We start from the raw sequence: 14,517 nt of genomic DNA, 5'->3' as shown, positions 1-14,517 counted from the left end.
GGGGGCGCGGGCGGCGTTAGGCGTTGCTTAGCGGGGCGTTTGCGCGCGCTGAAAGGCTGCGCCCGTTGCAGTCCCCACCCCCTGCCCGGGAGCAAAGCAGTGACGACACCCGCATTCGATTCCGCCGCCGGAAGCACGGCGACGGCCCCGACGCTGGACGAGGACACCCTCGCGGAGCTCTACCGGCTCCACGCCCCCTACGTGCTGCGGGCCCTGCTCCGGATGGCCAACGGGGACCGGGGCAAGGCCGAGGACATCCTCCAGGAGACCTTCCTGCGGGCCTGGCAGAATCCCCGGGCTCTGGTCCGCGGGCCCGAACACGGCCGTCCCTGGCTGTTCACCGTCGCCCGGCGCATCGCGATCGACCATTTCCGGATGGCGGCCGCGCGCGTCAAGGAGGTGGGCGGCGAGGCGCAGGAGGAGCGGGAGGGCACCCAGGACCCGTACGACGAGGTCCTCGCCGCCCATGACGTGGGCCGCGCTCTGGGCGAACTGCCGCCGCACCAGCGGGAGGTGCTGGTCCACCTGCACTTCAACGACCTCACCGCCGCCAGGACCGGTCGCGCCCTCGGCGTGCCGACGGGCACGGTCAAGTCCCGCAACTTCTATGCCGTCCGTGCTCTCGCGCCCCTCTTGGAGGAGCGCGGACTGGCCCCCGTCAACCACGGATCGACCCGCTCCCGGTAGCGGAGGCGAAGGAGAGTCATGGCCTGGTATCAGGGACCCTGCCGCATCACGGTGATCGGTGTGGACGCCGACTGGCCCCAGCGGGTCGTGGTGACCGTGCACGCCGGCCGCGCCCGGTCGGTCATCGCGGGCACCGTGGGGGCGACGCTGCTGGTCGAGGCGGAGAGCTGGGACCTTGCGCTGGAGCACCGGTACGACGACGAATGGCGCCCCAACATCCGTGCGGTGACGAGTCGTTGGGAGACAGTGGGCGGGGTGGAGAGCCAGGTCGTCCGCAGTAAGGACCACGACTGGCCCGGCCGGACGCAGGAGCGCAATCTGGTCCTGCGCATCGACCGCGTCGGCGCCGGCCAGGAAGTCCACCACACGCTCGTTGACGCCGTCCACAAGGGGACTGCCCGCCTGGTCCCCGGCGTGACCGTGGGCGAGGACCTCGCCCCGCAGCGGGCGAGCGCGGCCCGGCCGGCCACCGCCGCCGGACCGGCCCCGGCGGGCAACGGGATCCCGGTCTCCGGTGGGGTCCCGGCGCGCCCCGCCACGACGGGCGGCGCCGCGGCCGCTCCCGCCTTCGGCACGTCCTCCGCCGGCCGGGGCCGCCCGACCACGTCCTCGGGCTGAACCGCTCCGCTGCGCGACGGGGCGCCCTCGGCCGGGCGGGGCCGGGGGCGCGCGAAAGCCCGCATTGTGGCAGACGCGGGCGCGGGGGTCATGCCACGCCTTCCCGGGGCATGACCCCCGGCTCCCGCGGGTGGACTAATGAGGGCACGAACCGGGCGGAACCACCGCCCGCCCCACCCCGAAGGAGGACAGCCATGGCTGCCCTGATCCCCCTCCGCAAGTCGCTCCTCATCGCCGCCTCCGCCGTCGCCGCGCTCCTCGGCGCCGGATCGGCCCAGGCCGCGTCGAGCTCCGCCCATCTGGCCAACGATCCCTCCGGGGCGAAGGTGCAACGCAGCAGCACGCTCGGAGGGTCGGACCACTCCAGTGCGTATTACTACTACTACGTACAGGCGCGGTAGCAGATGCTGTCTTCCCGTGTGCCGCCCGGCCCCGCAGGGGCCGGGCGGCACGGCAACCGGCGCGCGTTCGAGCGGGACCACCTCGGCTTCCTCCTCGACCAGCAGCGGTACGGCGACGTGGTCCGCTTCGACGACGACCTGTACATCGTGAACTCGCCCGCCCTGGCGGAGGAGGTCCTCAAGCACACCAACACCACCTACGGCATCTCCAGCGACCTGCTGGGCGAGGCGACCGACGGAAGCCGCGCCTCCGAAGACCTGGCCCTGTGGATGCGGGCCCGCAGCCTGGCGGGACGCGGCCTGAACCGGAGCAGCATGCGCGCCGCCCAGGACAGCCTCGCGTCGACCGTCGTCCGCCACGCGGACACCTGGCACGCACGCGGCAGGATCGAAGCGATCCCCGCCCTGGAAGACCTCACCGCCCACCTGATCGCCGAGTTCTGCCTCGGGCCCGAGACCGGCGACGTCCCCGACCTCTTGGCCCGCCTGCAGGACGCGCTCCTACCCCCCAGGCTGCCCCTGCCGGCCCGCTGGCACGCGCTGCGCCGGCGCCGCCTCCAGCGCGCCGGCCGCGACCTCGCCGACGAAGTCTCCTCCCTGATACGCCGGCGGCGTACGACGAGGCGGGACGACGCGCCGTCCGTGGTCGCGGACCTCCTGAACACCGCGTGCGACGAAGGCGCCCTCACCCACGAGGGCGCGACCAGCGTCATCGTCGCCAACCTCTTCGCCGCCCACGAGACCACCGCCGCCGCGCTCGCCTGGCTGCTCCTCCTCCTCGACCGGCACCCGGAAGTCCGTCAGCGGGTACGGGACGAGGCCGACCGGGAACTCGTCGGCCGGCTCCCCACCGCGGCCGACGTGCCCCGGCTGGCCGTCACCGAAGCCGTCGTGAAGGAAACCCTGCGCCTCTACCCCCCGCTCTGGTTCCTCCAGCGGACCATCGAGGAACCCACCGAACTCGCCGGCTACCCCCTGCGCCCCGGCCAGAAGGTCGCCGTCAGCCCCTTCGTCCTCCACCGCGACCCCCGCCACTACCACCGGCCCACCGCGTTCGACCCGGACCGCTGGACCGACCGCGCCGCCAACCCGCTGCCCAAGTACGCGTTCATGCCGTTCGGCGGAGGGCCGCGCAACTGCCTCGGAACCCACTTCGCCACCACCGCCATGACCATCGCCACCGCAACCCTCACCCGCCACTACGAGGTCACCCGATCACCCGGCACGACACCCGTCTTCCACACGCGCACCATCCTCCAGCCCCACGACCTCACCCTCGACGTCTCGGTCCGCCCCCACCCACCCGGCGACCGGCCCGGCGACCACCGGCCCGCTGCGGACCCGCAGCCCGAAGACCACCGGGCAACCCGGTGTCCGTTCACCGCCGACACCCCCGCGGCACCGTGACGGACCGGCGTCCCCGCCTCCTCGTCCGGCTTGCTCCGGGCCCGGGGCCGGTGTAGTCCGGTAGGTAGTCCCTTCGGGGCTGTCCACTGGATGATGTGCGGTGATGCCATGAGCAGCACGCGTCAGGTCGATTCCTCCAACGCAGAGCAGGCCCGTGCCTGGGACGGCGAGGAAGGCACGTACTGGGCCGAGCACGCCGATCGGTTCGACCGCGCGGTGCACGCGCATCACACGCACCTCCTCGCCGCGGCCGCCATATCCGCCACCGACCAGGTGCTGGACATCGGCTGCGGCACCGGCCAGACCACCCGCGACGCCGCGCGGCGGGCGAGCGGCGGCCGGGCCGTCGGCGTGGACCTGTCGGCCGCGATGCTGCGGGTGGCACGGCGGCGAGCGGCGGCCGAAGGGCTGCCCAACGTCGAATTCGTCCAGGCCGACGCACAGGTCCATCCCTTCCCCGCCGCGGTGTTCGACGTGGCCGTCAGCCGCTCCGGGACGATGTTCTTCGCCGACCCGGTCGCCGCGTTCCGCAACATCGCCGGCGCGCTGCGCCCCGGCGGACGCCTCGTGCAGATGGTCTGGCAGCCGCCGGCGGGCAACGAGTGGTTCCTCTCGTTCACCCGGACCCTGGCCGCCGGACGCCCGTTGCCCGCTCCCCCGCCCGACGCCCCCGGTCCGTTCGCGCTCGCGGACCCCGAGCGGGTCCGGACCGTGCTCGGCGCCGCCGGCTTCACGGAGATCCGGCTGGAGCCCCACCGCGAGGCGATGTGGTTCGGCGAAGACGCCGACGACGCGGAGCGGTTCACGCTCGGCATGCTCGGCTGGATGGTCGACGGACTCGACGACGAAGGCCGGCGTCGCGCCGTCGGCGACCTGAGGGCCAGCCTCACCGCCCATGACACCGACACCGGAGTCCTCTACGCCTCGGCGGCCTGGATCATCCGGGCGGCCTTGTCATAGAGCGACAACACGCCCGACACTCTCTCACGTACCGTAGTGGCGGACATCCCACGAGTGATGATCACATCGGGGTGTGAGGGGGCGGATCACCACCTATGACGACTCGATCGGCGACGGCGCGCCTCGGCGAGGCATCCGGACGGCTTTCCAGGGAGCGCCGCGAGGAGGCGCAGGACATCGCGCGGCGCGTGGTCGGCGACCTGGCGCCGCACGAGGCACGGCACTTCGAGCAGCGGGCACGGGCTCACTTCCGCCGGCGCCTGCCCTGGAGCGGCCACCGCACGACACGCTTCGATCCGTTGGGGCTCCCCGCGGAGCTGCTGACGCCGACCGCCCTGGCGGTGGCCACGGCGCTGCTGGGCGCGGTGTCCACCGAAGTGGTCGGCGCTCTGACGCGACGGACACGGGGCCGGCTGCGCCGGCGCGTCCAGCGTCGGGCCGCGGCCGCGACGCCGATCACCCCGCCTCCGGCGACCGCCGCGCCCGAGCCCACGGCCGCGGAGCTGGTGCGCTGGCACGCCAGCGCCCTGGAGGCCGCCCGCGGCTGCCGCGTACCCGAGGAACTGGCCCGGCGCATCGCCGACGCCGCGCTGGCGCACCTCGTCCAGTCCCTGGGGGCGAAGACGCAGGACCCCGCGGCCACCGCAGGCGCCGCTCCGGACGCCCTCCCGCCGAACCCCTCGGAACCACCGGGCCCCCCGAATCCGCCGGGCCCGCCCCGTGACCACGAGCCGCCGCCGGCCGGCCGCTGACGACCGCCGTGTTCCTGCGGGCCCTGCTGTTCTGGTTCGCCCTCACCGTCGCGGCCGGCGCCATCGCCTTCCCGACGGCGCCCGAGAGCCAGGCACGGGCAATCTGGAACCACCGGTCCTGTGCCGCGCGGATCGAGTCCGAATACCGCCTCATGCTGCTCTACACCGCCGAGGAGGAACAGCTCGCGGCAGCGAACCCGTTCTGGCAGCGGACCGTCATCCCGGACCTCTACCATCCCGAGGTCCTCGACACCATCGCGCGGACCTGCGGAGTACGCCCGGTCGACCGTCCGGAGCGGCGTGCGGGCCTGGCCGTGGGCGTGCTGGCGGGCGGCGGGTTCCTCCTCTACTGGCTGCTCCCCTACCTGACCATCCTCCGGTACGGCCTCAAGCGGGAGCATCCGCGGGAGGCCGGCGACGTCGATGCGGACGGTACGCCCGTTCCCTGCCTCGACACCGCCGTACGACGCCTCGCGGCGGACGCGGGGGTCACCGTGCACGCGGTGCTGTTCAACGCCGTGGACCACACGGCCAACGCCGTCGCCTTCGGGCACGCGGGCCGGCGGTACGTCGAGCTGGCGAGCGGCATGGAGGTCCTGCTCATGAAGGACCCGGCCGCCTTCGACGCCGTCGTCCTCCACGAGCTCGGTCACATCCGCAACCGCGACCTCGACGTCACCCAGGGCATCACGGCCCTGTGGTGGGCCTTCGTCACCCTGGTCGCCGCCGCCTTCTGCCTCTCCCTCACGGGATTCGCGGCCAACGGCGCCGGCCTGCGCACCCTGTGCCTGCAGCTCGCGCTGCTCACCGCCGTGGTCTACGCGGCCCGCAACAGCTACCTCCACTCCCGCGAGCTGCACGCCGACGCGTTCGCGGCCGCCCGCCCCGCGGGCGACGCCGGGGCAGAGGCCACCCGGCAGTCACTGGACCGCTTCCTCGTCCGGCTGGCCGGGGAACGCCCCGACAAGGAAGGCGAGACGTCCAGGTGGCCCTTCGCCACCCACCCGTCCCTCGCCCGCAGGAGGGCGGCGCTGGCCCGTCCCGCGCTCGCCGACGAGTTCACCGGATGGGAGGCGGCCCTGATCGGCTGCATCCTCACCTTCGCCGTGAACCTCGTCCTGGGGCACAGCTTCGACCTCACGATGTTCGCGCTCCGCACGGGCATCCTCGAACTGGACGATCTGCACACGCTCCGGCCGGTGTACGTCTGGGCCACCCTCCCGCTGCTCCTCGTCGCGGGGCCCGTCATCGGCCTGGGCCTGCGGTACTCGGTCCTCGCGTGGGGCGGCCCGGGCTCCGACGGCGTCCGCCTGACGACCCGGCTGGCCGGGCTGTCGGCCTGTCTCTGGGCCGGGCTGTGCCTGGGCTGTCTGATCCATCCCGGTCCGATCACCGCCGAGTACCCCCCGGACGGGCGGTCCGTCATGCTGTGGCAATCGCTCACCGGCTCGGCGGTCCTCGGCCTGGCCGTGACGTCCGCCGTGTCCCTCGGTCTCTGCGCCCTCCTGGTCCTCGGCACCGAGGCGGTGGCGATGCGCCGCCGGCCCGCCCTGCTCCTGACCGGCGCCTACGGGGCGCTCGTTCCCGTCGCCTGGTTCCCCACCGCGCTTCCGACGGCCACCACGCCGTACCGCTACACCGTCGTCTTCGGCCTGCCGCTCCTCGGCGCCGCGCTCCTGCTCCGGTCCCGGCGTCGCAGGCGGGACCGGCCCCTCGAGCCGCAGGTGCGCGCCGGCCACGGCGCCGGAACCGTGACGGCCGCGTCGTCCCCGCTGCGCACCCCGCTCCTCGTCCTGTGCCACCTGACGACGCTCGGGGTGACGGTCTGGGCCCTCGTCGTCACGGGCCGGCTCCTCACCTTCTCCACGTCCTCCACGCCACTGGTGCTGGCCGAGTCGCTGGGGCTGGTGCTGTTCGTCCTCGGCACGGCGGGTGCCGCCCTCGCGCCGCACGACGCGGTGTTCCGGCAGCGCGTGCGCGCCGCGATGTGCTGCCTCGCGTGCGCCGCGGGCCTGACAGCGGTGGAGGGTCTCGCGGGCGGCACGCTCGAACCCTTCCTGTGCCTGGCTCTCCTGGCCCCTGCCTGCGGAGTGCTCGTATCCTGCCGGATCACGGCGGCCGCCCTCTACGACCTGCGCCACGCCGGGGCCGGCCGGTCGCGCGCCGCTCCCGCTCCCGCGTCCTCGGCGGGGCGGGCGCCGCGGGGTCCAGGGTCACCGGCGGGCGGAGCGCACCGGGCACCCCGATCCGGCAGGCGGTGGCGCACCGCCTACGGGGCGCACGAGTCCAGGCGGCCGGAAGCGGCGCGGGAGTGGCGGCACGACACCTCGCCCACGGACCGGCGGTGACCCCTCCGGGCGCGACCGGAGGGACCCGCCACCGGCCGACACGGCGTGGCACGCCACAGCGCGGTACGGCGAGAAGCCCCTGCCCTGCCCCGGTGGACCTGGGCAGGGCAGGGGCGGTCCGGCTCGGGACCGCGTCCCGAGCCGGACCTCTCCGGCCTAGCGGGCGGCCAGCACCGCGTCGGCCACCGGCCTCGGTACGGGCGCGGAGGCGGCCGGCCGGGTGCTGAAGGTGCCCCGGCCCCGGGTCCGGCCGCGGAGCCCGGACGCGTAACCGAAGAGCTCGGCCAGGGGAACGGCCGCCGTGACCACCGCGGTACCGGCGTGGGAGGTGGAGCCCGACACCCTGCCCCGGCGGGCCGCGAGATCGCCGAGGACCGTGCCGACGGAGTCCTCGGGGACCGTGACCGTGACCTCCACGACCGGCTCCAGGAGTTCCATCACGCTCGCTCGCAGCGCCTCGCGCAGCGCGAACCGGCCCGCCGCCCGGAACGCCATCTCCGAGGAGTCCTTGGAGTGGGTGGCGCCGTCGGTGAGCGTGACCCGCAGGCCGGTCACCGGGTAGCCGCCCAGGGGTCCCTCGGCGAGGGCGTCCCGGCAGCCGGCCTCCACCGCCCGCACGTACTCCTGGGGCACACGGCCGCCGACGACCGTCGACCGGAACTCCATCCCCGCCTCCTTCCGCGACTCGACGTCCACGACGACGTGGGCGAACTGGCCCGCGCCGCCGTCCTGTTTGACGTGCCGGTACACCAGGCCCGCGACGCCCCGCACCACGGTCTCCCGGTAGGAGACCTGCGGCCGGCCGACGGCGACGTCCAGCCCGTGGCCGCGGCGGATCTTCTCCACCGCCACCTCCAGATGCAGTTCGCCCATCCCCGACAGGACGGTCTGACCGGTCTCCGGATCGGACCGCACCACGAGGGAGGGGTCCTCGACGGCGAGCCGCGCCAGTGCCGACGACAGCCGGCCGATGTCGGTGCCGCGGAGAGCCTCCACCGCCACCGTCACCACCGGTTCGGCCACCAGGGGCGGTTCGAGGACCACCGGCGCCGCCGGCGCGCACAGGGTCGCCCCGGCACGTGCGTTCTTCAGCCCCACCACGGCGACGATGTCACCGGCCGTCACCTCCTCCATCTCCTCGTGCCGGTCGGCCTGCACGCGCAGGATCCGGCCGATCCGCTCCGTCCGGCCCGTGCCGGCGTCCAGTACCGTCTCCCCCTTGCGCACCGTGCCCGCGTACACGCGCAGGTAGGTGAGCCGCCCGGTCGCCGTCGCCGTCACCTTGAACGCCAGGGCGGTGAAGGGCCCCGCGGGGTCGGCGGCGCGCTCCTGCTCCGTGCCGTCGAGCGTGCCCCGTACGGGCGGCACGTCGGCGGGCGAAGGCAGGTACGCCAGGACCGCGTCGAGCAGGGGTTCGATACCGCGGTTGCGGTACGCCGAGCCGCACAGCACCACGACGCCGTCACCGCTCAGGGTCAGGTCGCGCAGGGCGGCGGCCAGGGTGTGCTCGCTCAGGGCCGCCGCCGCGCAGAACTCCTCCAGCGCGGCGGGGTGCAGTTCGGCCACGGTCTCCTCCAGTGCCCGGCGCCGCCGGCCGGCCTCCTCCCTCAGCCGTTCGGGGACCGGTCCGCTCTCGCACGTGTCGGAACCGCTGCGCCACACCAGCGCGCGCATCCGCAGGAGGTCGACCACGCCGGTGAAGCCGTCCTCCCGTCCGATGGGCAGCTGGACCACCAGGGGGACGGTGCTCAGCCGCTCCCGGATCGACGCGACCGCGGTGTCCAGGTCCGCGCCCGCCCGGTCCAGCTTGTTGACGAACGCGATGCGCGGCACACCGTGCCGGTCCGCCTGCCTCCACACCGACTCGCTCTGCGGCTCGACGCCCGCGACGGCGTCGAAGACGGCGACCGCGCCGTCGAGCACCCGAAGCGACCGCTCCACCTCGTCGGAGAAGTCGACGTGGCCGGGTGTGTCGATCAGGTTGAGGCGGTGACCGTCCCAGGCGCAGCTCACGGCCGCCGCGAAGATGGTGATGCCGCGGTCGCGTTCCTGGGAGTCGAAGTCGGTGACGGTGGTGCCGTCATGGACTTCGCCGCGCTTGTGCACGGCACCGGTGGCGAACAGGATCCGCTCGGTGATCGTCGTCTTGCCCGCGTCGACGTGCGCGAGGATGCCCAGGTTGCGGATGGTGGGGAGTGGAGCGGTGACGAGGGGTCGCTGATCGGTGCGCATGGCCCGATGCCTTTCCGGGTGATGAGGAGAAGGGCAGCGCGAATCCCGGACGAAGGGGTCTTCGGTCGTCGGTCCCGACGGCAGCCGGGTGGCCCCGGGGCGGGGCGTCCGTACGCCGCCGCGCCGTTCGCCGGCGGACCTTGCGCCGGGCCCCGTCGGGGGCCGGGCGGTGGGCGTACGGAGGCGGCGGGGCGGGCGGAGCTCGACGGTCAGACGTGCGTCACGGGCATACGGTGGCGGCCGCGCAGCCGGCACCGCGCGTCGCGGGACACCGGGATCACGTCGTACCGCGAACGGGGAACGAAGGCGGCGGTGCGGTGACGGCACATGGCCCGGTTCCCCTCTCCTCGACTCGGCGACAGACGCGCCCTGTTGTGCTGCGGCGCGTGAGGCGAGTGTAGTGAGCCTGGTCGGCCGGGGCACCGGATTTTCCTCCCGGCCCCCCGGGCTCCGCCGACCGTCCACGACAGTCGCCCGCCGCGGGGCGCTCCGGCGGGGAGTCGTGGGCTACCGGCGGGCGCGCCTGCGCCGTACGAGGATCCCGACGGCCGCACCGGCCAGGGCCGTTGCCGCCACGCCCGCCGTCGTCCACCAGACGGCGTGTCCCGATCCGGGCTCCGCGGGGTCCGCGGGGGCCTCGGAGGCCTGCGCCGGTGCGGGTGTCCCGGCCGGTGCCGGTGTCTGCTCCTGTGTCCGGGTCGGTGCGGGCGACGGCGCGGCGGGACGGGGATCCGCGGTTCCGGTGACCGGTGCCGGGTCCACCACCGGTACGCCGACTTCGAGTTCGCCGTGTCCGAGGGCCGGGAAGCCCACGTCGACGGTGACCTTCCAGGCGCCGGGCGGAAGGGACTCGGCCGTGGTCCAGCCGGCCGGCGCCGCGGCGGGATCGCGCACCAGCCGCCAGGGTCCCACGGTGCGGGCGCCGTCGCCGCTGACCGCGTTCACGGTGGCGGCGACCGCCTCCTCGACGGCGTCCCCGTCGTTCTCCCAGGTGATGTCCGCGGTGACGTGGCCCTCCCGCTGCCCGGTCATCACCACCTTCACGGTGTCGCCGTGGGCATGCGCCGCGACGGGGTACAGCAGGATCAGGCCGAGTGCGGTCAGGACGGCCTGGAAAGCGATTCGTATGCGCATCGTGGCGGTACTCCGGGTGGGGTGAGGGGCACGGCGGACGGCCGCGCGAGGCGGCCGTCCGCCGGAGGGACGTCAGGGGGCCGGAAGGGTCAGCCGGCCTTCTGCACGGTCCAGGCCTGCGCCGGGCGGCCGTCCGCGCGCTGGAGGTCGAGCAGCCAGTTCCCGTAGTAGGGGCGGCTGCTGACGGTCAGCGCGAAGCCGCCGCTCGGGTCGGTGACGGTCACCGCACCGCTGCGGGAGGTCAGCTTCCAGGCCTGCGCGCCGCCGCCACAGGGCTGCTGCGCGACCCACATGCCCGCCGCCGGAGTGCCGCCCGGCTGGAGGCACTTGCCGGAGACCGCGGAGCGGATGCGGACCAGGCCGCTGCCCGCGTCGTCGAAGTACCACTGCTGCTGGGCGTATCCGTTGGAACGCGCCCCGACGAGCACGGTGCCGTCGGCGCTGCGTCCGCCCCAGACCTCGGCGGTCATGCCGGTGCTGCCGTTGCCGAGCAGGTACCGGCTGCCGGGGGTGGTCGCACCGCCGCCCGTGCCCTTCGTGCGGAAGGACGCGGCCTTGCCGGGTCCGCTGTCCCGCCCGGCGCCGTCACGGACGGACACGGCGACCGTGTAGGAGGTGTCGGCCCGGAGGTTGTAGACGCGCAGCACCGGCGACTGGACCCAGGCCAGGTGCTTGCCGTTCAGCAGGACCTGGTACCAGGCGGCGCCGTCCACCTTGGGCCAGCTCACGACGGCGGAGTCGGACTGGAGCTGGGCCACCGTCACGGCCGGCCCGCCCGTGGGCTTCTTGGTCGGCGTCGGGCTCGGCTTCGGGTTCGGGTTCGGACCGGGGTCGGTGCCTCCTCCGCCCTTGTTCCGCATCAGGAACTGGTTGTCGGCGATGTTCCAGTGCGTGGCCAGGTAGCTGCCGGCCTTGGGGCTGGTGTGGAAGTAGTCGTCGTGGTTGCAGTCCAGGATGTTCTCGGACGCCTGGTTGGTGCAGATGTTGCGCATCTGCGGGTAGTACGGGGTGTCCGAGTAGCACATGACGTCGAACTCGTCGGTGCAGTGCGCGCCGCGACTGGTGTTGGGCGCGCTGTTGTTGACCGCGCCCAGGTTGTGGCCGAGTTCGTGCGCCGCGGTGTGGCCGCCCCAGCAGCCGGAGTCGGTACGCCCGTACGAGGGGCCGAAGTTGCTGAGGTTGGCCTGGCCGGGCCGCTCGTCGCCGTTGAAGGTGCCGATGCCGCAGTAGACCTGGGTGTCCGCGAAGATCATGTACTTGCGGTCCCGGCGGTCGAGCCCCTTGCCGGCGAGCGCGGCGTTGGTCGCGCTGAACTCGGCCAGCGCGGAGTCGGCGAGCTCGATGTTGAGCACCGTCGGCGTGCAGTCGGCGGCCGTCACGTAGCGGATGTGGCGGACCCCGCCGGTCTCCTGGGCGCTCGCCGCGTAGATGAGGTCGGCGTCGGCCGCCCACTTGCGGAACGAGGCCACGTACTCGGAGTAGCGGTCACGGCCGGGGCCGTGGACGTACACGACCTGGACGCGGTTGCCGGTGCTGCCGTCGCCGTCGCACTGGACGGTCTGGCCGGCGGGGCCGGCGGCGACGTCCTGGCCGGCGGCGGAGGGCGCGGGCGCGGCGGACTTGTCGGCGGCGCGGTCGGCGTCGGCGGCGGGTGCGTCCTGAGGGCGCCCACCGCCTTCGCCGGCCGCCGGGTCGTCGGCGGCGGGGCGGGCCGGGTCGGCGGCCGGCGCCGACGCCTTGACGGCGGGCGCTATGTCCTTCGTGATGTCGACGCCCTTGGGCGGGGCGTCGGGGCCATGGGTGCAATGACCGGCGCCGGTCCGGTAGACGCCGGCGCACCGGTCGCCCTTCGGTGCGGGGGCGAGGCCGTCGTAGACCATGCCGCGCGCGCTCTCGTTCGCGGGCGCGGCGGCGAGGAGTTCGGGCTCCTGGTCCCGGGCGGGCGCGGCGGCCGGTGCGGCGGCTTCCGCGGCGGCTTGTACGGGCACGGCCTGGGCGTCGTCACCCAGGCCGGAGTAGGCGAGGCCGGCGGCGAACACCGCCGCCGTGGCCATGGCGGCGGTGAGGAGTATCAACCGTCGCGGTTTGCGGCGGTGTTCACGCCGTCTGCGTCGTCCTGGCATGGGCACCTCAAGTCTGGGTCGGATGAGTGGGTGCGCGGAAGCCTGCCAGACGAATGCGGCGGAGAATTCGGACAAAGAGGAGCGCGCTTCGAGAAATCGTTCCGTTACGTGGCTGCTGGATCTGACGAACACTCAATTAAGCTAGGAATAAGGCTAGTTACGCGCGTCATGCGCATTGGTCCAGGCCTTATCGAAGGGAGTCGTTATCAAATCGAGATAAGCAGCGCCGGTCTATTGACAGGAATTCAGTCAGGGATTCATCTAATTACTACCTGTCGAATTCCCTCCGTCACGACCCGTGAGGAACTCGGGTGCCCGGCCGTCTCAGTGGAGCGCGGCGGCGTTCTCCGCGCACCGCTGACGGAACGTCCGGACCGGGATACCGGCGATCAGCGCGACCACGCGCACCAGGGGCAGCTCGCCACGCAAGCCCCCGCCGGTCACGGCGCCTCAGGCCCCGGCGGCCCGCACGGGACGCCGGAGCAGGTAGAGGGCCGCCGCCGAGACGAGCACCGCCATGCACGCGATGAACACCAGCCCCGCACCCTCCAGCCCGAGCGGGTCCACCAGCAACCCCACCCCGATCACCGGCACCGAGATGCCCGTGTACGCCACCAGGAACAGCATGGAGATCACGGCCGCCCGCCGGTCCGCGGGCGACGCCCCGGCCACCGCGGACAGCGCCCCCCGGAACGCGAGCCCCTGCCCGAACCCGCCGACGAGGGCACTCAGCACCACCAGCGACAGCAGATCCCACCACAGCGCGCCCGCGAGCAGCGCCAGCCCGGCGAGGAGCCCGGCGCACCCGAGCGGCAGCGAGGGCCCCGCCCCGACCCGGCCGACCGCCAGCTGCCCGGCGGTCGAGGCGAAGAAGGCCAGTGCGACCACCAGCCCGATCACGGCATGGTTGTGCACGTCCAGGGACTGCGTGAGGAACGCCGGGCTGACGGACGTGAACACGCCGAACAGTGCGAACCCCACGAAGGAGGCGATCGCCGCCGGCCCGAACACCGCCCGCACCTGGGCGGGCAGGGCGGGACGCTGCGGCCGTACGGTGCTCACCGGCCGCCGCTCACCCACCGTCTCGGGAAGCCTCAGCAGGACGACCGCCGAGCCGGCCACCAGCGCGAGGTGCACGGCGAACGGCAGGTACAGCGGCCAGGAGCAGTACTGCGCGAGCACTCCGGCGAGCAGCGGACCGCAGCCCAGCCCGCCCATGTTGGCGGCCGTCGCGACGAACGTGGCCCGCGAGGCGCCGCCCCGCGGTGCCAGCTCCATCACGTACGCCGTGGCGGCCCCGGTGAACAGTCCGGCGGACAGACCCGACAGCAGCCGCCCCGCGTACAGCCAGGCCATCGCCTCGGCGCACAGGAAGCAGACGGCGCTGCCCGCCGCGAAACCCAGCCCCGTCAACAGCACCGGGCGTCGGCCCACGGCGTCCGAGGCATTGCCCGCCAGCAGCAGCGCACCGATGACCCCGAAGGCGTACACGGCGTACACCACGGTCACCATCAGCTCGGAGAAGCCGAACTTCTGCTGGTAGAGCCCGTAGAGGGGGGTCGGCAGGGTGGTGCCGGCCATGCACACGGCGAACACCGCCCCGCTGAGCAAGCACTGGCGCCAGCCTCGGCGATCACCGTCCATGCCGCCGACGGTAAACCCGCGGGGCGTCCCGGACCCGGCCTGACCTGCGCGGCGCGCCGCCGCCCCCACCGTACAGAGGAGAGCCACGACCGGGGCCGCCGAACGCCTCCCTCCTGACGCGGTGGAGCTACGTCGCCCGCGTGCCGCGCACCACGTCCCTCGAGGTGCTGGGCACGGCGCGGTCCCCCACCCTGGACGAGGGAAGGAGCCG

Annotated in this window: 11 protein-coding genes; 7 read left to right on the top strand and 4 right to left on the bottom strand. The window is 73.9% G+C overall.

The window, feature by feature from the left end; translation table 11 throughout:
• The first annotated feature begins 99 nt into the window (after positions 1 to 99).
• The 7 genes from ACFWBY_RS29870 (at position 100) to ACFWBY_RS29840 (ending at position 7,173) form a co-directional block, all read left to right on the top strand.
• On the top strand, positions 100 to 687 hold the full coding sequence (locus tag ACFWBY_RS29870; protein WP_385336161.1) for a sigma-70 family RNA polymerase sigma factor: 588 nt from the start codon (positions 100 to 102) through the stop codon (positions 685 to 687).
• Positions 688 to 705: 18 nt separating this feature from the next.
• Positions 706 to 1,305, top strand: coding sequence for a hypothetical protein (locus ACFWBY_RS29865; RefSeq protein WP_385336164.1), 600 nt, complete (start codon positions 706 to 708; stop codon positions 1,303 to 1,305).
• Between the two features lie 194 nt (positions 1,306 to 1,499).
• Positions 1,500 to 1,706, top strand: a complete 207-nt coding sequence (locus ACFWBY_RS29860; protein ID WP_385336166.1) for a hypothetical protein — start codon at positions 1,500 to 1,502, stop codon at positions 1,704 to 1,706.
• A 3-nt stretch (positions 1,707 to 1,709) separates the two neighbouring features.
• Positions 1,710 to 3,113 carry a cytochrome P450 gene (locus ACFWBY_RS29855; RefSeq protein ID WP_385336168.1) on the top strand — a complete coding sequence of 468 codons (1,404 nt, stop codon included), beginning with the start codon at positions 1,710 to 1,712 and terminating at the stop codon, positions 3,111 to 3,113.
• Positions 3,114 to 3,221: 108 nt separating this feature from the next.
• Positions 3,222 to 4,073, top strand: a complete 852-nt coding sequence (locus tag ACFWBY_RS29850; protein ID WP_385336170.1) for a class I SAM-dependent methyltransferase — start codon at positions 3,222 to 3,224, stop codon at positions 4,071 to 4,073.
• A 95-nt stretch (positions 4,074 to 4,168) separates the two neighbouring features.
• Positions 4,169 to 4,825 carry a hypothetical protein gene (locus ACFWBY_RS29845; RefSeq protein ID WP_385336172.1) on the top strand — a complete coding sequence of 219 codons (657 nt, stop codon included), beginning with the start codon at positions 4,169 to 4,171 and terminating at the stop codon, positions 4,823 to 4,825.
• An 8-nt stretch (positions 4,826 to 4,833) separates the two neighbouring features.
• Complete coding sequence (locus ACFWBY_RS29840; RefSeq protein WP_385336174.1) at positions 4,834 to 7,173, top strand: M48 family metalloprotease; 2,340 nt, start codon at positions 4,834 to 4,836, stop codon at positions 7,171 to 7,173.
• 156 nt (positions 7,174 to 7,329) lie between these two features.
• On the opposite strand, the gene fusA is transcribed toward ACFWBY_RS29840, so the two are convergent.
• The 4 genes from fusA to ACFWBY_RS29820 all read right to left on the bottom strand — a co-directional run bounded on the left by fusA (position 7,330) and on the right by ACFWBY_RS29820 (position 14,306).
• Positions 7,330 to 9,405, bottom strand: coding sequence for an elongation factor G (gene fusA, locus ACFWBY_RS29835; RefSeq protein WP_385345202.1), 2,076 nt, complete (start codon positions 9,403 to 9,405; stop codon positions 7,330 to 7,332).
• 507 nt (positions 9,406 to 9,912) lie between these two features.
• On the bottom strand, positions 9,913 to 10,539 hold the full coding sequence (locus ACFWBY_RS29830; RefSeq protein ID WP_385345205.1) for a hypothetical protein: 627 nt from the start codon (positions 10,537 to 10,539) through the stop codon (positions 9,913 to 9,915).
• Positions 10,540 to 10,628: 89 nt separating this feature from the next.
• Complete coding sequence (locus tag ACFWBY_RS29825; protein WP_385340268.1) at positions 10,629 to 12,614, bottom strand: RICIN domain-containing protein; 1,986 nt, start codon at positions 12,612 to 12,614, stop codon at positions 10,629 to 10,631.
• Between the two features lie 498 nt (positions 12,615 to 13,112).
• A complete protein-coding gene (locus ACFWBY_RS29820) occupies positions 13,113 to 14,306 on the bottom strand; it encodes an MFS transporter (protein ID WP_385340267.1) in 1,194 nt (397 codons plus the stop codon).
• Positions 14,307 to 14,517: the final 211 nt, after the last annotated feature.

The organism is Streptomyces sp. NPDC060049, assembly GCF_042736715.1.
Lineage (GTDB): Bacteria > Actinomycetota > Actinomycetes > Streptomycetales > Streptomycetaceae > Streptomyces.
The sequence above is the reverse complement of the archived record's forward strand: the minus strand, read 5'-3'. Positions and strand labels throughout refer to the sequence as shown.